Here is an 18,171-nt window from a genome sequence, read left to right on the forward strand (position 1 = left end):
TGCTGGCGGGTCGCGTCGCCAGCGCCGGGCCGCTCGACCTTGATCACGTCAGCACCGAACCACGCGAGGAGCTGCGTGCAGGTGGGGCCGGATTGGACGTGCGTGAAGTCGAGGATCTTCACGCCTTCGAGAGCCTTGCTCATGGGATGCTCGCAGTTCTGAAGGGTTGAACGGTGGTCCGGCGCCGCCCGATCCACTCGGGTCTTCGGGCGTCGCGCGGCGCGTCTCGCGTGATGCGGGGTCCAGGCCGGACCCGCGATCCGGGCAGGGCCCTACAAATCGGGTCGGCTGTATACCTAATCACTTATACATGGTCTGAACGGCCTTGCCAGACGCTCTCGCGTCGGCTCGCGACTCGCCCTCGGGCGTCACTGCGGCGGGGGCCGTGCGCGGCTCCGCGCCTCGCGGGAGCTCGGGAGGGCGCCGCCGAGGGGGCGGGCTCGATCCGGTTGGCTCCATTCCTGGCGTCTCCTCCGCTACTGCCTGCGCCGGCTCGCCATGGCGTGGCGGGGTCCGGCGGGTCGGATCGTCCCACGCGCTGCGTGTCGGCGCGCGTGACACGATGGGCGCCAGCGCTGCGGCCGATCTGGCGTCGCTCGCAGGGTGGCGTGTCGGGTCTCAGGACCGTTGCCGGTCCTGACGGGGCATTTGGCCTGGGACGGTGACGGCCTTTCCGGCCTCCCGTCAACACGCCGGAAATCTGGCATACCAAATACCAAGTGTCAAACAGGGTGCGCGGCTGGGTTCACACCCGCCGACGCGTTCCGCCCGGTCGAACCTCTCTGACCTCAGCCCTTGAAGACTCAGCCCATAACGAAGCGGCGGCGCCCCGGGGGGCGCCGCCGCATTCGATCACGTCTCGCGCTGCGGGTCAGGCGACGCGGGCGGGAGAGGTCGCGAGTGCGGGCTCGGAGGGCCCGTTCGCGAGGTAGCGCAGGCGCATCGGCTTCAGGATGAAGAGAGCGAGGAGCGCCGCCACGATGTTCAGGCCGATCACGATCGCGAAGACGGCGGTCCAGCCATAGGCCGCCGAGACGAGGCTCGCGAAGGGGACGAGGAAGGCGGCCGTACCCTTGGCGGTGTAGAGCATGCCGGCGTTGGTGGCGGCGTATTTCGAGCCGAAGGTGTCGCCGCAGGTGGCCGGGAACAGCGAGTAGATCTCGCCGAACACGCCGAAATACATCGCCGTCGCCAGGATGAAGACCAGCGGGTTGCGACCGCTCGTCAGGAGCAGCACGACGGCGATCGCCGCGATGCTGAAGGCGATGAACATCGTGTTCTCGCGGCCGATATTGTCCGAGACGTAGCCGAAGAAGGGGCGGCCGAACCCGTCGAAGACGCGGTCGAGCGAGATCGCGAAGGTGAGCGCCGCCATCTGCAGGCCGAACAGGCTGACGGGCACGTCCGCGACCTTGAAGTCGTGGGCGATCGGCGCGATCTGCGCGGCCGCCATCAGGCCGCCCGCGGCCACCATCACGAACATGGCGTACATGACCCAGAAGACGGGCGTGCGCACGGCCTCGCGCGGGCTCCGATCGACCTGCGATTGCGGCAGGCGCAGGCTCTTGCGCTGCACGGCCACCGCGACGCTGGGCTTGCGCAGGAAGAACGACAGCAGGAGCACGACGCCGCCCTGGATCAGGCCGAAGGTGAGGAAGGCGCTCTGGTAGCCGCTGGTGGCGATCATCTTGGCGATCGGCACGACGGTCAGCGCTGCGCCCGCGCCGAAGCCGGCCGCGGTCGCGCCCGCCGCGAGGCCGCGGCGATGGGGAAACCACTTCAGCGCGTTGCCGACGCAGGTGCCGTAGACCGAGCCCGCCCCGATGCCGCCGATCACGGCCGCGAGGTAGAGGAGCGTCAGGGAATCGGCGTAGGCGTTGAGCACCCAGGCGAGGGCGATCATCACGCCGCCGAAGGCGACCACGATCCGGGGCCCGTAGCGGTCCACGAACCACGCCTCGATCGGGACCAGCCAGGTTTCGGTGGCGACGAAGAAGGTGAAGGCGAGCTGGATCGCGGCGCGACCCCAATGGTGGGCCGAATCAATCGGGTCCACGAACAGCGTCCAGCCGTACTGGAGGTTCGCGATCATCGCCATGCAGAGGATGCCGAAGGTGAGCTGCCACCACTTGGCGGACGGAGAATCCTGAGGTTCCAGAAGGTCTTGGCGTTCCATCCCTGGTCCTTTCCCGGCTGCTTGGAGGGGCCGTTGCCCCAGGCTGATGCAGCGCGTTCTGGTATGCAATATGCCATCTTGCAGGTCTGGGTCGACTTTAATCCACCTCCGAGCAAAAAAATTTCATGCGACACCGCAACCCCGAGGCGGAGCCCCGCCCCGTCCACGAGAGGTTCGCCATGAACATTCCGGCCGCGCTCGTTCTCCAAAGCGTTCCTTCGCCGGCCTCGCCCTCGCCCAGAAGACGCGCCTCGGCGACAAGATCGCGGTGGTCTACGTCGCCGTCTTCGGAATCCTGATCTCGATGATCGTCCTGTTCGGGGATGTCGGCAGCCTGTCGGCGGATTTCGTCTCGGCGACGCAGAGCTTCGGCGAGTGACGCATCGCGCCCGATTTGCCGTGCAATTGCCGGGGTTTGCCGGTGGCTCCCGGCGACGCGCCCTCTTGGCAGCCGCCGGAGACGGGTTCATCCTCCGGACAAGGCCGAACGAATGCGGCCCGGATCCGGAGGTTCGTCCATGCTCGCCAGCAGCCGTCTGATCAAGTCCGCGTGGATCGCGGTCGAGGTGTCCCGGGAGCGCGCGGAGCGCGTGCTCGTCGTCGAGACCTACATCGCCGTGAGCCCGCTGGAGCAGAACTACGACGCCGCCAAGTACGACAAGGTCCTCGGCTGCGTGCGCGAGGTGCTGGCGGCCAACCCCGATATCGACCGGGCGTCGATCCTCAGCATGCACCGGGGTGCGGGCTGCACCAGCCTGTTCCGGGCCGCGCCCGCGGCGGCCTGAGCCGCCGGGCCGGACCCGTCCCGTGGCTTCGACCCCGCTCAGCCCGCCGGCCGAGCCGGAGGCGACCGGCCCCTGGTCGCCCGGCATCGAATCGGCCCTGCCGCGGGCCTTCCTGCCGCTCGCGACGATCCACCGGCCCGAGAACGTCGAGACGCGCCTGGGGGATGCCCTCGAGATCAGCGCCTTCAGCGGCCTGTCCCTCCAGGAGGTGGTGGCGTTCCGGGCCGAGCGCCTCGTCGTCCACGAGGTGCTGATCCGCGTCATGGCGGACCTCTCCGTGCCGGTCGGCGAGACCTACGGCGATCTCGGCGTCAATTTCCGCCGCATGGTGGCGCGGATCCTGTCCGTCTCCGTCGCGCCCCACGCGGCCGAGGTCGCCGCCGCGCTGGAGGGCCTGCGCGCCGAGGCGACGGCCGTCCTCGAAGGGGCGCTCGCCGAGATCTTCGCGCCGCCGCCCGCAGCACCCGACCCGGAGGGCGGACGGTCCTGGCGCGCCTGGATCGGGCTCGCGCCCGCCGCCAAGCCCGCGCCGCCCGCGCCCGTCCTCTCCACCGAGGAGCGGGCGCAGGCCCATCTCGCGGCCTGGGAGGCCCGGGCGGGAACCGACACCCTGGAGGCGGCCTGCTGCGCCGCCTTGAGCCGGGTCGTCTCGGCGGTGGTGCGCCACCGGGGCAAGCTCATCGGCGACCGGGCTCTCCTCGTATCCCTCGCCCGCACGCTCGTCTCGAACGACGAGGGCAGCCGGCGGATCGGGCGCCTGATCGAGCCCTGGTTCGCCGAGGCGGTGGCGCGCGAGGGCTACCACGTCCTGGCGGCCCAGGAGCGCCCCGTGGTGATGAACGTGAAGGGGGCCTCCGCCTCGGGCAAGAGCACCATGCGCCCCTTCCAGCGGGCGCTCGCCGGGCGGATCGGGGTGCATTGGGCCGACTTCGCGCTCATCACCCCCGACATCTGGCGCAAGTACCTGCTCGACTACGAGTCCCTCGGCCCGGCCCGGCGCTACGCCGGCACGCTCACCGGCCACGAGGTCGAGATCGTGGACAAGAAGCTCGACCGCTACATGGCCCGCAAGGCCGGGGAGCGGCGGATGTCCCACCTCCTCATCGACCGTTTCCGCTTCGACAGCTTCAACGCCGTCTCGGGCCACGAGGACGGCAGCCAGCTCCTCACCCGCTTCGGCGATCTCGTCTTCATGCTGTTCATGATCACGCCCCCGGACGCTACGGTGGAGCGGGCCTGGAAGCGGGGGGAGCAGTTCGGCCGCTACAAGGCCGTGGACGACCTCCTCGCCCACAACGTCGAGGCCTATACGGGGATGCCGCGCCTGTTCTTCACCTGGGCGCTCAAGGCCGACAAGCGCGTCCACTACGAGTTCCTGGACAATTCGGTGCCCGAGGGCGAGCGCCCGCGCACCGTCGCCTTCGGCTGGAACGGGAGGATGACGATCCTCGACCTGAAGTTCATCCTCGACGTCGACCGCTTCCGGAAGATCAACGTCGATGCGGGCGGACCCGAGGAGGTCTACCCGGAAGCCGGCCAGATGGCGCCCGAGCGCAACACCGACTTCCTCCGGCTCTGCGCCCGCAAGATGAGGACGATCCGCTTCGCGGAGCACGCCACGGGCCGGGTCTATGCCCGGCTCGAGGCGGGGCGGCTCGTCTGCCTCGACCGGGCGATCTTCGACCGCGTGCGGGAGGATGCCGAGATCCGCGCGGCGTTCGTGGCGCTCGGCGGCGACCGGGCCGAGGCGGCCGCGGACGAGCCCGAGACCCTGCGGCCCGACAAGACCCAGACCCTCGGGGCCTGGGCCGGCGCCTAGCGGCCGGGGCCCGCGCGTCCGCGGATCCGGTTCCAGAGCCGCTCAAGGCCGCGGGCCGCCTTCTCCAGCGGCACCTTCAGGCCGGGCACGTCCTGCGCGAGGAGGGCGAGCCCGAGGGGCAGCATCCAGAGCCCGAGCACGGGCAGGATCGAGAAGATCCCGCCGAGGATCAGCAGGATCGCGGCGCCGACGCGAATCCACAGGCGGGAGGGCTCGCGCAGCCAGTCGACCGAGGCCTTCAGGCGATCGGGCAGCTTCTCCGACAGGCGCGTGACGCGCGCGTCCCAATCCTGGGCGGTGACGCTCATGGTGCTCCTCGGGCAGGTCCAGACGAGAGGAACGCGGCGGGTGCCCATCGGGATCACGCATTCGGGATCGAATTTTCTCGCCTCGGCGTCGGCAGACCGGCCATGACCCGTCCGGCCTACAATCCCGAGCGCGATGACCGCGGCGATGACGTGACCGAGACTGCGCGCCTGGAAGCCCAGGCCCGCCTCCGGGGCCGACGCAGCAGCGTGCGCAGCCTCAGCCCTGCGCAACCAAGGTGATCGTGCACCTCGCCGAGGCTGAAGGCTCCGAGGATGTCGGTCGGGTCGCCGAGGGTCGAGAGCCCTGACCGCGAGCGTGTCTGCGGCGCCCGGATCTCCCCTCGGCTCCGCCTGCGCGGCCCGTCACTAGCCTCCCGCGTTCCAACCACTTAAACACCCGCGGCGGAGGCCGCGCGTCCCCGCGCGGAGCCTGACGGAGGAACCATGCCCCGCTCGATCCTCAACCTTGCCGGAGCCGCGCTGATCGCCATGACCACAGCCGCCAATGCCGCCGAGTACGTCACCACGCCCCAGGGTCTGAAGTACAAGGACGAGGTCGTGGGCACCGGCCCCGAGCCGAAGGCCGGGCAGCAGGTCACCGTGCAATACACGGGCTGGCTCGACGAGAACGGGCGCAAGGGCAAGAAATTCGACTCCTCGCGCGACCGCAACCAGCCCTTCACCTTCACCCTCGGCGCGGGCCAGGTGATCCAGGGCTGGGACCTCGGCGTCGCCACCATGAAGACCGGCGGGCGCCGGACCCTCGTGATCCCGGCCGATCTCGGCTACGGTGGCCGCGGCGCCGGCGGCGTGATCCCGCCCTACGCCACGCTGATCTTCGACGTGGAACTCCTCGGCGCGAAGTAGCGCCGATCCGGTCCCGGCGGGGGCGATACGATGCTGTTCACGCACCTCGCCGACGACCTCTTCCGGCCCCTCGCCTCGCCGAGCCGGGCCTTCAACGCGGCGCTCCTCCTGCACCTGCACCGGCGGGTGATGGCGGATTCGGTCGAGCCGATCCGCAAGGGGGAAATCCTCGCCGCCATCGGCGATTTCGCGAGCGGCTGGTCGCCCGCCGAGATCGCGGACGGCGAGGTGCCGCTCACCGATCCCGTCGAGCGCCGCTCCGCCATCTACCGCCGCTTCGTCGAGACGGGCTGGCTGGTGGAGCGGCGCGAGCGCTACGTCCCCGTGGTCGATTTCGATCCCGAGGCGCGCCTCCTCCTGGAGGAGCTGTCGCGCCTCGACCGGGGCGAGACGCGCTCCTACGGCGGCGCCGTGCTTGACGTGCTGGGGAGCCTGGAGAGCGCGGTCGCCAACCCCGCCGACCGCTCGGAGGCCCTGAGCAACGCCGCGAAATCGGCGCGCACCTTCCTCGGCCACGTGCGGAGCCTCGCCGGCTCCATGCGCAAGATCGAGGAGCGCATCCTGCGCGAGGAGGATCAGCGCGCGGCCTTCCGCCTCTACTTCGAGGATTTCGTCGAGCGCCACCTCATCAGCGACTACCGGACGCTGCACACCCGCTTCAACCCGTTCCGCTTCCGCTCGGCCATCGTGCGCGAGGCCGGGGGGGCGCTGCGCGACCCGCTCCTCGTGCGCGGGCTCGCCGAGGCGCTGGTGCGGGAGGGCCGCGCGCCGGACGTGGCCGCGGGCGAGCGGCGGGTCCGGGCGGATCTCGCCGAGATCCTCGCCGTGTTCGAGGGCCTCGACCGGCATCTGGAAGCGGTCGACGACGTGGTGGCGCGGCTCGAGCGCCGGATCGCGGCGGCCGTCCGCTATCTCGACCGGCCGGATTCGCTCGCCATCGAGCGCGCCGCCGCGGCGCTCCGCGCCGTCGGTGCGGCGGCCGAGCCGCCGGACCTTCCGGCCGGGGTCTCGCTCCTGCGCCCGCCCATCGGCGAGGCGCACCTGTTCACGCCCCGCAGCCGCCGCGCCCCGATCGAGGCCGAGCCCCTGCCCGAGATCCATCTCGACCCCGCGATCGAGGCGTTCGTGATCGCCAAGGCGGAGTTCCGCCGCCGCACCACCGTGACGCCGGAGACGATCTCGACCTTCCTCGAGGTCAAGCTCGGCCAAAAGCCCTCGATCCGCGGCTCGCAGATCGCGGTCGACGACGTCGACGAGTTCGTCATCTTCCAGCGCCTGCGCGAGATCGACGTGCTGTTCGACGGAACCCTCGGCGAGCGCTACGCCCTGTCGCGGGCCGAGGGCCGCGTCTCGAACGGCTGGCTCGACTGCCCGGATTTCATCGTGGCGCGGCGCGGATCGACAGGGGAGGGGGCCCGTGCTTGAGGCCTTCCGCAGCATCGTCGACGGCGACGAGCCGCCGCCTCCCGGCGCCCGCGCGCCCGACGAGGACGAGCTGACGCGCGCCCTCCAAGTGCTGCTCAAGACCCAGGTGGTCTACGCGAACACGCCCGGCATCGGCCGCTCCTACGAGCTCGCCCGGCACTACGCGCCCTTCTTCAAGGGCTATTTCGCCTGTCTCGGCTACGGCTTCGAGGTCTTGCACCGGGACCAGATGGTCTGCCTGCGGCTGCCGCCCGAGGGCGTGCGCCACGACATGGCCTCCGAGCGCCTGCGCAAGGACGAGACCCTGGTGCTGCTCGCGCTGCGCATGGCCTACGAGGAGGGCCTGCGCGACCACCGCGTCACGACGGACGGCCTCGTCGAGTGCACCACCGACGACATCGCCGACACGCTGCGCACGGCCGCCCGCGTCGACCCGCCGGAGGAGGCGCGCCTCATCGAGATCCTGCGCCTGTTCTCGCGCCGCGGCGCGCTGCGGATGGGCGAGCGCGACCGCACCGAGCGCATCACGCCCCTTGCCGTCCTGCCGGGCATCGCCGTGATCGCGCCGGACGCGTGGCTCGACGCGATCCGGAGCTGGGCGGAGGCGGGCGAGGGGGCCGGCCCGCGGCCCGAGCCGTAGCCGATCCCGGAGCCGATCCCCAATCCGGCCGCTCAGCCCCGGCCGCTGCGGCGGGCCGCGACGCGGGCGAGCGCCGCGAGGTCCTTGTCGCCGTCGCCCTGCGCGATCGCCTCGATGAGGGTGTCGCGCAGCGCGCTCGCGAAGGGCATCGGCACGCCGACCGCCTCGGCGGCGGCGAGCGCCAGGCGGATGTCCTTGGCGCCGAGCCGCAGGTTGAAGCCCGGCGGCTCGTAGCGGTTCGCCGCGATCAGGGCGCCGTAGCCCTTGTAGACGGGCGAGGCGAAGAGCGTGTTGGTGAGGAGGTCGAGGAGGTCGGCCCCCGCGACGCCGTGCCCCTCGGCGAAGGCCGCCGCCTCGCCCATCGCCTCGATCGCCGAGACCAGCATGAAGTTGCCGGCGAGCTTCACGGCGTTCGCCCGGTGCGGCTCGGTCCCGAAGGGCCAGGTCTTCGCGCCCATGGCGTCGAGGAGCGGCGCGGCGCGGGTAACCGCGTCCGCGTCGCCCGCCGCGACGATGTTGAGCGCGCCCGTCTCGGCGACGTCCGGCCGCCCGAAGACGGGGGCGGCGACGTAGGGGACGCCCGCGCGCGCGTGGATCGCGGCGAGATCCTGCGCCAGCGCCACCGAGATCGTGCTCATGCTGAGATGCAGCCCGGGCCGCTCCGGCCCGTCGAGGAGGCCGCCCTCGACGATCACGGCGCGGAGCGCCGCATCGTCGGCCAGCATGGTGATGGCCGCGTCCCCCCGGAACGCCTCGGCAGGGCTCGCGACCGGCGTGGCGCCCTCGACCCTCCGCGCCGCCTCGGGCGAGCGGTTCCAGACCCGGACGCTATGGCCCGCCCGCACGAGGCAGCCCGCCATGGCCCGGCCCATCCGCCCGAGCCCGATGAATCCGACATCCATGGGGATCTCCGTCAGTGGCTGTTGAGGAAGTCGAGGCTGAGCGCGTTGAAGCGCTCCGTCGCCTCCATGTGGACGAGGTGGCCGACGCCCTCGATCACCTCGGCCCGCCCGCTCGGCATCTGTCCGGCGAGCGCCCGGGCATGGGCGGCGTTGTCGCCCATGCGGGCCTGGAGGTCCGGCGGGGCGTAGGGCTTGCCCGGCGCGTTGCGGTCCTTGCCTCCCATGATGAACAGGGTGGGCGCAGCCACGAGCGGGATCTCGTGGACAATTGGCTGGCCCCAGATCGCGACGTAGGAATTCACGAAGGATTGCAGCCAGCGCGGATACTCGCCCGAGCCCTTCACCCGCTCGCGCAGGGACACGAAGGGCTCGATCGCCTCCGGCGGCAGGGTGAGCGCGTAGCTCGTGATGAGCTGCTTGCGGTAGGCGTCCGCCGTCAGTTCGCCCTCGCGCTTCAAGAGCACCGCGTTCGGGACCGGCGGCACGCTGAAGCGGTAATCCTCCAGCCCGATCGGCGCCTCGAGGACGAGGCTGTTGACCCGGGTCGGCGCGTTGCGGGCGAGCCGCACCGCGAGCATCCCGCCCATCGAGTGGGCCACGACGTCGACCCGCTCCAAGCCGAGCGCATCGATGAGCGCCACCGTGTCGGCCGCCATCGCGTCGAAGGTGAAGGGGCCGACCGGCTTCGAGGATTTGCCGAAGCCGAGCTGATCGATCGCGACGACCCTGTAGCCCGCCCCGGTCAGGGCCTCGATCACCGGCTGCCAGTAGCTCGACGGGAAATTGCGCCCGTGCAGGAGAAGGACCGTCCGTCCGTTCGCGGTGCCCGTCGGCGCCACGTCCATGTAGGCGAGGCGCTGGGCCTCGTGGTCGCGCTGCAGCGGCAGGAAGCGCACCGGATAGGGGTAGGGGAAGCCTTCGAGCCCGATCCCGAGGGGCGCCTCCGGCGTGTCCTGCGCGGGCGCCGGCAGCGGCGCCAGCGCCAGGGCGAGGCCGACGATCAGGGCGGGGACACGCATGAAACCTCCGGGTTGGCCGCGGCGCCGGGCGCCGTCAGCGGTGTGACATAGGGCACTTGAGGCCGGCCGGAGCGGGCGATAACGCCGACCCGGAGGGAGCGTGCAGCGCATGGCCGAGACCGCGGGCGGGGCCGCAGCCAGACCCCAGGACGGCCTGCCCCCGCGCGAGCGGCTGCTCGCGATGCTCGCCATCGCCCTCGCGATGACGCTCGCCGTCCTCGACGGGGCGATCGTCAATGTCGCCCTGCCGCTGATGGCCAAGGACCTCGCGGTCGGCGCGGGCGAGGCGATCTTCGTGGTCAACGCCTACCAGATCGCCGTGACGGCGGCGCTGCTGCCGCTGGCCTCGCTGGGCGACGCCCTCGGCTACCGCCGCGTCTATCTCGGCGGCCTCGCCGTGTTCACGGCGGCCTCCCTGGCCTGCGCCCTCTCGCCGAGCCTGCCCGTCCTCGTCGCGGCGCGGATCGCGCAGGGGCTGGGCGCCGCCGGCATCATGAGCGTCAACATCGCGCTCGTGCGCTTCGTCTATCCCCACCGGATGATCGGGCGCGGCGTCGGCAACGTCGCCCTCATCGTCGCGGTCGCCTCCGCCGCGGGTCCGACCGTGGCCGCCGCGATCCTGTCCGCCGCCTCCTGGCCGTGGCTGTTCCTCGTGAACCTGCCGGTCGGGATCGTCGCCCTCCTCGTCGCCTCGCGAACCCTGCCGGCCACGCCCCGCAGCGGGGCGCGGCTCGATCCCGTGAGCGCGCTCCTCAACGCGCTCACCTTCTGCCTCCTCATCGTCGGCATCGACGGGCTGGGCTCCGCGGAGGGGCGGCCGCTGGCGCTGGCCGAACTCGCCGCCGCGCTCGCGATCGGCACGGTCTTCGTGCGCCGCCAGCTCCGGTTGCCGGCGCCGCTCCTGCCGGTCGATCTCCTGCGCATCCCCGCCTTCGCGCTCTCGATGGCGACCTCGATCGCCGCCTTCGCGAGCCAGATGGTCGCCTACATCGCGCTGCCCTTCTACTTCCAGGACGTGCTGCACCTCACGAGCACGCAGACGGGCTTCCTGCTGACGCCCTGGCCCATCGCCATCGCCGCGATGGCGCCGGTCTCGGGCCGGCTCGCCGACCGCTGGCCCCCGGGCCTCCTGGGCGGCCTCGGGCTCGGCCTCATGGCGGTGGGGCTCGTGGCGGTCGCCCTGCTGCCGGCGTCGCCCTCCATCCTCGACATCGTCTGGCGGCTGACGCTCTGCGGGCTCGGCTTCGGCCTGTTCCAGGCGCCCAACAACAAGGTCATCATCACGAGCGCCCCGCGCGAGCGCAGCGGCGGCGCGAGCGGGATGCAATCGACGGCGCGCCTCACGGGCCAGTCGCTCGGCGCGGCCCTCGTCGCCGTCCTGTTCGGGCTCGTGCATGGCGCCGAGCCCGGCCGCGCCGTCCTGCTCGCCCTGGTGTCGGCGGTGGCGCTCGCCGCGGCCGGCGCGCTCGCGAGCGTGCTGCGGCGGCATCCTGCGGAGGGCGGTTGACCGGCCGCGCGCCTCGCGCGTTGTCGGGTTCAGGCAGGGGGCCGTACAGGACAGGGGAAGCGGATGGATCTGAATCTGAGCGGGCGGCGCGCCCTCGTGACGGGCTCGACCGGAGGCATCGGCTACGCGATCGCGCGGGAACTCGCCGATCTCGGGGCGAGCGTCGGCATCAACGGGCGCGGCACGGACCGGGTCGAGGCGGCGATGGCGCGCCTGAGGGGCGAGGCGAAGGGCGGCGACGTGTTCGCGGCGGCCGGCGACGTCGCGACGGCCGAGGGCGTCGACGATCTCGTCGCCCGCCTCCCGGAGATCGACATCCTCGTCAACAACACGGGCATCTTCGAGCCGAAGCCCTTCTTCGAGATCCCGGACGCCGACTGGCAGCGCTTCTTCGAGGTGAACGTGATGAGCGGCGTGCGCCTCTCGCGGGCCTACACGCCGGGCATGGTCGAGCGGGGCTGGGGGCGGGTGGTCTTCATCTCCAGCGAGTCGGCGCTGAACATCCCCGTGGAGATGATCCATTACGGGATGACGAAGACGGCGCAGCTCTCGGTCGCCCGGGGGCTCGCCGAGACGGTGGCCGGCACCGGCGTCACCGTGAACAGCGTCCTGCCGGGTCCCACCCTCTCGGAGGGCGTGGCCGAGTTCATGAAGCAGATGGCGGGCGGCGCTGAGGACGCCGACCTCCACGCGATGGGGCGGCAATTTGTGGCCGAGCACCGGCCGACCTCGCTGATCCGGCGCCTGGCCAGCGTCGAGGAGGTGGCGGCGATGGTCGCCTACGTGTGCAGCCCGGCGGCGAGCGCCACCAGCGGTGCGGCGCTCCGCGTCGACGGGGGCCTCCTGCGCCACATCGCCTGAGGCGCGCGCACCGCGCGGCGGGTCCCGCGGGACCCGCTGCGACGGCGCGTGGATCGGGTCGGCTGAATCAGGACTTGAGGTGCGCCGCGAGGTGCTTGTTCATCTCGAACATGGTGCACTTGTCCTTGCCGAAGACCTTCTTCAGCTTGTCGTCGGCGAGGATCTCACGCTTGTTCTGCGGGTTCTGCAGGTTGTTCTTCTTGATGTAGTCCCACACCTTGCTCACCACCTCGCCGCGCGGCAGCGGGCTGGTGCCGACGATCGCGCCGAGCTCGGCCGAGGGCTTCAGGGGCTGCTGCAGGGCGTTCGGCTTCGTCGCGCCGCCGGCCTTGGGAGCGGCAGCCTTCGCCTTGGGGGCGGCGGCGGCCTTCGTCTTCGGCGCAGCCTTGGTCTCCGTCTTCGTCGCCATGGGTTTCCTCCGATGCACGCGCTGGGGTGCGCGGACGCGTGGCGGCCCCGAGGGCGGGGCGCATAGCTGCAACAACTAAGCGGTGCTGCGACCGTTCCAAGGGGAAACTGTCGTTGTCCCCGACCTCATCCACAGGTCACGCGGGCGATGATCCGTTCCCGTGCGATTCACCCGAATGCAATGAACCATCCTGATCTCGGAACACTTGCGGTGCAAGCAACTGTACTTCGCAGGTGCGGCGGCCCCGGGAGCCGGCGCGAGCCCGCCCCGCCCGCATCCGAAATCGGTTGACGCGTCAGATGGTTAGGGGGCGGCTCGGGGCGAGCCTGCCCGGCGCCTCCGGTGTCCTGGCCGGCCCGCGAACCGGGCCGAGGGGCCGCCGGCTCCCGCTTCAGACGGCGGGCGGCGGCCCGCGCTCCGTCCGGGACGGCACATAGGGGCCGCCGAGGGGCCGGACGCGCGGAATCCGGAACCGGCCGGCGGAGCGGGGCTTTCCCCGAGCGAACGCAGCACGAGACAGGATCAGCCCATGCCGACGGATTTGCCCCCGGACCCGTCCAACGAGCGCAGCTTCCGCAAGCCGGGCTCCCTGGAACTCGACCCCTCCGCCGAGGGGGTCGCGATCGACGAGACGCGCCGCCTGATCGCCTCGAACAAGGTGGAGGGCACGGCCGTCTACAGCCCGGCCGGGGAGCATCTGGGCGTGGTTCACAACTTCATGGTGGACAAGGTCTCGGGGCAGGTCGCCTACGCCGTGCTCGCCTTCGGCGGCTTCCTCGGGCTCGGCGAGAGCCACCATCCCCTGCCCTGGCGCGCGCTGACCTACAGCGTCGATCTCGGCGGCTACGTGGTCGACATCGACCGCGACACCCTGGCCGGCGCGCCGAGCCACGGACCCGGCGAGGACGCCTTCGCCGATCCGGCCTATGGCGGCCGCCTCGACGACTATTACGGCGTCCGCGGCGCGCCCGCGCTCTGAGCCGCCGGGGCCGCTTGTCCCGCGGCCCCGTCCGCCAGCCCCAGCGCCGGCCGAGGTCGCCGGCCGGCGCAAGGCCCGCTGAGCAAGCATTGCTCTTCTGCGCCAAAGATCAATTTGCAGTTGTAAACGTATTGCTCGTTCGAAACCGAGGATACGTGGTGGTCCGAGAGGCGAGCGATCCGGGGAGCGAGCCGCCCCTGCAGCAACGGCGCCCGCTGCCAGCCTTTTTCCTTGAATAAACCGCGATATGGTGTAGCTCTGATCCTATAGGATCGGAAAGTGGATCATTTTTGTCCTTGTAGGGCGGAATTGATCATTGATAAAACTCGGGCTCCATCAAGATGAGCAAAATTGGCCCAGTCGGGCTGGGGGGCGACGACCTCCGCCGAGGCCCCGGTTCGCGGCTCTACGCACTCCTCATCGTCGGCCGGCGCGCCTCGGCGGCGGGGATCCAGCGTCATGCCCGCGCACCCCGCGCGCCGGCCGCCTGAATGCGGGAAGGCAGCCAGAGCCATGTCCCTGCGTGACCCGAAGCTTCAACTCTTCCACGAACGTCCCGACATGAATCCACCCTCCCTCGCGTTCTCGTCGCGTGAATTCCTCCGGATGGTCGAGTCGTTCGGCCTGTCCGGAAACTGGGGATGGAACTTCACGCGGAAAGAATACCTCTGGTCGTCGGGCCTCTACAGGCTCTTCGGCATCGAGGACGGCAGCGTGCGGCCGGATTACGAGCTGTTCCGCAGCCTCGTCCATCCGGAGGACCGGGCCATGCTGGAGGATGCCAGCCAGATCCTCAACGAGGGCATCCTGAGCGACCACACCTTCCGCGTCATCCGCCCGGACGGCACGATGCGCATGGTGCTCAGCCGGGGCGACGTCTACTTCACGCCCGAGGGGCGCCCGGCCGGCGCGGCCGGCGTGATCGTGGACATCACCGGCGAGCAGCGGGTGTCGCTCGCGATTCGCGCCCAGAACGACCGGCAGCGCGCGATCTTCGAGCACGGGATGATCATCCCCTGGGTCTGGACCGTGGAGGGCGAGGCGGTCCACGCGCCCGGCTGGTGCGAGCTGACCGGCCTCCCGCCGGAGGAGCTGCAGCGGAACTGGTCCCTGCCGATCGTGCCCGAGGAGCGCGCCGAGGTGCTGCGCCAGCACGCGGCGATGCGCGAGCGCCGGCAGCCCTTCACGCTGGATTTCACGGCGCAGGTCGCCCGCGGCGGCCGCACGGCCTTCCGCACCCTCGTCGTGCCCGTCCTCACGGGCACGGACGGCATCCGGGAATGGACCGGCCTCACCTTTCCGCCCACGGCCGCAATCGGCGAGACGGCGCCCGAGATCGGGACGGACGTGCAGCACCAGATCCGGGGCGCGCACCTGCGGGCGGCGCGCGGCCTACTGGACTGGACGCTGGCCGACCTCGCGGGCGCCAGCAAGCTCTCGCTCTCGACGATCCGGCGGCTGGAGGAGGATGCCGACGGGCCGCTCGCCCGAAGCCGCCACGCCGCCGTCGACGCGCTCCGGCAGGCGGGGGTCGGCTTCCGGCTGATCGAGGGCAGCATCGCCGTCGCGCATCTGCGCTGACGGCGGGGCCGTCAGAACCGGCCGCCGAGGCCGACGCCGCCGCTCGCGCTCATCGCCGGCGCCATCCCGCCGGACGTCGCGCCGCCCTCCGAGGCGCCCTCGATCTCGTCGCGGCGGATGCGGCGCTGGCCGGCATCCGCGGCCCGGGTATCGGTGCGGCCGTTCTTCGGCAGGTCGAGGCGGCGGGTCGGGGCCGTCTGCAGCGGCGCGCCCTCGTCGTCGACGTTCGCGGTGCGCAGCTCGCGGGAGGGAAGGCTGCTGCGCATGGAGGGGGGCGGCCCGAGATCGGTCGCGGGCATCACGCCGCCGCCGCCGCCCAGGGCTTGGCAGCCGCCGAGGCCGGCAGCGACGAGCGCCACGGCGCAGGCGCGCGACGGCAGGGATCGCGACGGGAGAGACATGGTCTGATCCTCTCTGGGGCCCGTCCGAAGACGGGGCCTTCTGTTCTTGTCGGCGCCTCTCTACGACGAGGTTTGGGCGAAAACCAGACTTCGCGGCGGCCCGTGCAATCTTGGCGCCCGTCCGTCCCCGCCGGGACACACCGGCCCGGATCTTGCCGCGCCGCGCCGGCCGCTCCACCATCCCGGATCCACAACTTCGCCTTGGTCGGCGGGCAGAGAGGCCCGGCCTGCCCCCGCGGAACCCCCCGGAACAGCCGCGGTTGTGCCCGGAGCCGGCGCGACCAGACATCGAGGAAGCCGCGTGTTCAGACCATCCCGGATCATCGCGAGCGCGACGATTGCCCTGTGGGCCGCCGGCGCGGCAGCCGAGACCGCCGCCCCGGCCGGCGAGGCCGCCCCGAGCCCGCCCGCGCCGGTCCAGGCGAGCCCGCCCGCTCCGGCCCCGCCGAGCCCGCCCGCGGCGCCTGCCGCCGTTCCCGCCCCGCCCTCGCAGCAGGGGACGCCGGCCACCGTCCTCGACACGCAGGATTACGAGGGCGTCCTCGGCAAGGGCGTGCGCGCGGCCAACGGAGACGAGCTCGGCCGCATCATCGACGTGATCATCGACAAGGAGGGCCGGCCCCGCGCCGCCATCATCGATTTCGGCGGCTTCCTCGGCGTCGGCTCCCGCAAGATCGCCGTGGACTGGCGCTCCCTGCGCTTCGCCACAGACGGCAAGCCCGGCCGCATCGCGCTGCAGCTCAGCCGCAACCAAGTCCGCGTCTCCCCGGAATACAAGAGCGGAGAGCCGATCGTCGTGCTGGGCCCGGCGAGCCCGGGCGGCCCGGCGCCCGAGGCCGACCAGGCCGGCCAGCCCCAGCCCCAGCCCCAGTCCGTGCCCGCAACGCAGCCTCAGCCCGCGGCGCCGGCCGCCTCGCCCGCTGCCGTCCCGCAAGTCGCCCCCTCGGCCTCCGCGCCGGCCGCGCCCGCCGACAAGCCTCCCGAGCGGGCCCCGGATCGATGACGGCACCCCGCGCGAAGAGCCGGCGTGTCACCCCGCCACGGGAGCGTCCCGTCCCGAGACCCGATTACCGAGCCCGCCCTGTGCGGCTGAGCGATCTGAGCGTGGAGGGGGCACCGGACGTGATGCCCCAGCCCGTGCCCGCACCACAGACCGTCTCGCGCGCGAGCCGCCGGGGCCTCGACGCCTTCGCCTTCTTCGTCGCGAACCTGCAGACGGGTTTCGGGCCGTTCCTCGCCGTCTACTTCACGCAGGCGAAGTGGACGCAGGCCGATATCGGCTTCGCGCTCACCGTCGGCAGCCTCGTCAGCCTGCTCGGGCAGGTGCCGGGCGGCGCCTTCGTCGACGTGGCCCGCTCGAAGCGCTTCGCGGCCGGCCTGTCGGTGATCGCGATCTCGGGCAGCGCCTTCGCGCTCGCCATGTGGCCGAGCTTCCTCATCGTGCTCTTGGCCATGGCGGCCCATTCGGCGGCGAGCTGCGTGCTCACGCCGGCCATCGCCGCGATCAGCATCGGCCTCGTCGGGCATGCCCGGGCCGGCGAGCGGCTCGGGCGCAACGCGAGCTTCCAGGCGATCGGCAACGCGCTCGCCGCGGCCGGCATGGGCGCCTGCGGCTACTACCTCTCGAACGATGCGGTCTTCTACCTGACGGCCGCCCTCGTGGTGCCGACGCTGTTCGCGCTCTCCTTCATCCGGGCCGACGAGATCGTCCACGACGCGCCGCCCGCTGCCTCCCCGGCCTCGGCCGGCGCGCCCGCGGGCGGCGCCCTGCGCATGCTCGGCTCGAACCGGGCGCTGCTGTGCTTCGCCGCCTGCATGACGCTGTTCTTCCTCGCCAACGCCGCCATGCTGCCCCTCGTCGGCAGCGTGCTGACGCTGCGCACGAGCGAGACCGCGACCGCCCTGATCGCGGCCTGCATCATGGTCCCCCAGGCGGTCCTCGCGGTCTGCGCGCCCGCGCTCGGGCGCGCGGCCGAGCGCTGGGGCCGGCGCCCGGTCCTGCTCCTCGGCTTCGCCGCGCTGCCCCTGCGCGGCCTCCTCTTCGCCTATACCGACAGCCCGTCCCTGCTCGTGGCGATCCAGGTCCTCGACGGGGTCTCGGCCGCCGTCCTCGGCGTGATGGTCCCCCTCGTCGTCTCGGACGCGACCCGGGGCACGGGGCGGTTCAACCTCGCCCTCGGCGCGGTCGGCACCGCGATGGGCATCGGGGCGGCGCTCTCGACCTCCCTGGCCGGGCTGATGGCCGACCGCTTCGGCAGCCAGACCGCCTTCCTCGGCCTCGCCGTCGTCGGGCTCCTGGCCTTCGGGCTCGTCGCCTTCATCATGCCCGAAACCCGCCGGCGGGACCCGTCCTGAGGGCGAGCGTACATTCGTGGCGGACCCGGAAACACGGGCCGCTCAACTGGCGTTCAGGTTCGATGAATAATACGGACCGTGAGGGCGGGCGCTTGCAACGTATGGCGACGCTTTTGCGTTGCCGCCTCGGGTATGAA

18 protein-coding genes are annotated in these 18,171 nt (G+C 71.9%); 11 read left to right on the plus strand and 7 right to left on the minus strand.

What is annotated here, in order from left to right; genetic code table 11:
- Both J2X36_RS17090 and oxlT read right to left on the minus strand, forming a co-directional pair.
- The coding region (locus tag J2X36_RS17090; RefSeq protein ID WP_310352106.1) for a CoA transferase at nt 1–143 on the minus strand (143 nt) is incomplete at its 3' end.
- A 728-nt stretch (nt 144–871) separates the two neighbouring features.
- Nucleotides 872–2,176 carry an oxalate/formate MFS antiporter gene (oxlT, locus tag J2X36_RS17095; RefSeq protein ID WP_165937948.1) on the minus strand — a complete coding sequence of 435 codons (1,305 nt, stop codon included), beginning with the start codon at nt 2,174–2,176 and terminating at the stop codon, nt 872–874.
- Between the two features lie 518 nt (nt 2,177–2,694).
- Between oxlT and J2X36_RS17100 the strand changes: the two genes are divergently transcribed.
- On the plus strand, nt 2,695–2,961 hold the full coding sequence (locus J2X36_RS17100) for a hypothetical protein (protein ID WP_132256008.1): 267 nt from the start codon (nt 2,695–2,697) through the stop codon (nt 2,959–2,961).
- Between the two features lie 22 nt (nt 2,962–2,983).
- Nucleotides 2,984–4,780 carry a hypothetical protein gene (locus J2X36_RS17105; RefSeq protein WP_310351888.1) on the plus strand — a complete coding sequence of 599 codons (1,797 nt, stop codon included), beginning with the start codon at nt 2,984–2,986 and terminating at the stop codon, nt 4,778–4,780.
- On the opposite strand, the gene J2X36_RS17110 is transcribed toward J2X36_RS17105, so the two are convergent.
- Nucleotides 4,777–5,088, minus strand: a complete 312-nt coding sequence (locus J2X36_RS17110; protein ID WP_207919273.1) for a hypothetical protein — start codon at nt 5,086–5,088, stop codon at nt 4,777–4,779. The genes J2X36_RS17105 and J2X36_RS17110 overlap by 4 nt on opposite strands.
- 444 nt (nt 5,089–5,532) lie before the next feature.
- On the opposite strand from J2X36_RS17110, the gene J2X36_RS17115 reads away from it, so the two are divergent.
- From J2X36_RS17115 to J2X36_RS17125, 3 genes are read left to right on the plus strand one after another with little or no spacing between them, the layout of a single operon-like run.
- Nucleotides 5,533–5,955, plus strand: a complete 423-nt coding sequence (locus J2X36_RS17115; RefSeq protein WP_132256004.1) for an FKBP-type peptidyl-prolyl cis-trans isomerase — start codon at nt 5,533–5,535, stop codon at nt 5,953–5,955.
- A gap of 30 nt (nt 5,956–5,985) precedes the next feature.
- Nucleotides 5,986–7,380: a Wadjet anti-phage system protein JetA family protein gene (locus J2X36_RS17120; RefSeq protein WP_310351891.1), complete on the plus strand. Its 1,395-nt coding sequence runs from the start codon at nt 5,986–5,988 to the stop codon at nt 7,378–7,380.
- Nucleotides 7,373–8,020, plus strand: coding sequence for a DUF4194 domain-containing protein (locus tag J2X36_RS17125; protein WP_132256003.1), 648 nt, complete (start codon nt 7,373–7,375; stop codon nt 8,018–8,020). Before J2X36_RS17120 ends, J2X36_RS17125 begins: the two co-directional genes overlap by 8 nt.
- Nucleotides 8,021–8,052: 32 nt before the next feature.
- Here J2X36_RS17125 and J2X36_RS17130 read toward each other — a convergent pair whose 3' ends face one another.
- Together J2X36_RS17130 and J2X36_RS17135 are read right to left on the minus strand one after the other, a co-directional pair.
- On the minus strand, nt 8,053–8,922 hold the full coding sequence (locus tag J2X36_RS17130) for an NAD(P)-dependent oxidoreductase (RefSeq protein ID WP_310351895.1): 870 nt from the start codon (nt 8,920–8,922) through the stop codon (nt 8,053–8,055).
- 11 nt (nt 8,923–8,933) lie between these two features.
- Nucleotides 8,934–9,941: an alpha/beta fold hydrolase gene (locus J2X36_RS17135; protein WP_310351897.1), complete on the minus strand. Its 1,008-nt coding sequence runs from the start codon at nt 9,939–9,941 to the stop codon at nt 8,934–8,936.
- 109 nt (nt 9,942–10,050) lie between these two features.
- On the opposite strand from J2X36_RS17135, the gene J2X36_RS17140 reads away from it, so the two are divergent.
- On the plus strand, nt 10,051–11,448 hold the full coding sequence (locus J2X36_RS17140; protein WP_310351900.1) for an MFS transporter: 1,398 nt from the start codon (nt 10,051–10,053) through the stop codon (nt 11,446–11,448).
- 63 nt (nt 11,449–11,511) lie between these two features.
- Nucleotides 11,512–12,309 (plus strand): SDR family NAD(P)-dependent oxidoreductase, encoded by a 798-nt coding sequence (locus J2X36_RS17145; RefSeq protein WP_310351903.1) that lies wholly within the window; start codon nt 11,512–11,514, stop codon nt 12,307–12,309.
- A 67-nt stretch (nt 12,310–12,376) separates the two neighbouring features.
- Here J2X36_RS17145 and J2X36_RS17150 read toward each other — a convergent pair whose 3' ends face one another.
- The gene (locus tag J2X36_RS17150) at nt 12,377–12,718 is read right to left on the minus strand and encodes an SWIB/MDM2 domain-containing protein (protein WP_132255318.1); all 342 of its coding nucleotides are present in this window, start codon (nt 12,716–12,718) and stop codon (nt 12,377–12,379) included.
- Between the two features lie 529 nt (nt 12,719–13,247).
- Between J2X36_RS17150 and J2X36_RS17155 the strand changes: the two genes are divergently transcribed.
- Nucleotides 13,248–13,697, plus strand: coding sequence for a PRC-barrel domain-containing protein (locus J2X36_RS17155; RefSeq protein ID WP_132255317.1), 450 nt, complete (start codon nt 13,248–13,250; stop codon nt 13,695–13,697).
- A 513-nt stretch (nt 13,698–14,210) separates the two neighbouring features.
- Nucleotides 14,211–15,278: a PAS domain-containing protein gene (locus J2X36_RS17160; protein WP_310351906.1), complete on the plus strand. Its 1,068-nt coding sequence runs from the start codon at nt 14,211–14,213 to the stop codon at nt 15,276–15,278.
- An 11-nt stretch (nt 15,279–15,289) separates the two neighbouring features.
- On the opposite strand, the gene J2X36_RS17165 is transcribed toward J2X36_RS17160, so the two are convergent.
- The gene (locus tag J2X36_RS17165; protein ID WP_132255315.1) at nt 15,290–15,679 is read right to left on the minus strand and encodes a hypothetical protein; all 390 of its coding nucleotides are present in this window, start codon (nt 15,677–15,679) and stop codon (nt 15,290–15,292) included.
- Between the two features lie 301 nt (nt 15,680–15,980).
- Here J2X36_RS17165 and J2X36_RS17170 point away from each other — a divergent pair, with 301 nt between their 5' ends.
- Complete coding sequence (locus tag J2X36_RS17170; RefSeq protein ID WP_405029806.1) at nt 15,981–16,682, plus strand: PRC-barrel domain-containing protein; 702 nt, start codon at nt 15,981–15,983, stop codon at nt 16,680–16,682.
- Nucleotides 16,679–18,034: an MFS transporter gene (locus J2X36_RS17175; protein WP_405029807.1), complete on the plus strand. Its 1,356-nt coding sequence runs from the start codon at nt 16,679–16,681 to the stop codon at nt 18,032–18,034. The genes J2X36_RS17170 and J2X36_RS17175 overlap by 4 nt, the downstream gene beginning before the upstream one ends.
- The last annotated feature ends 137 nt before the right edge of the window (nt 18,035–18,171 follow it).

Source organism: Methylobacterium sp. BE186, assembly GCF_031457035.1.
GTDB classification, from domain to species: Bacteria; Pseudomonadota; Alphaproteobacteria; order Rhizobiales; family Beijerinckiaceae; genus Methylobacterium; species Methylobacterium segetis.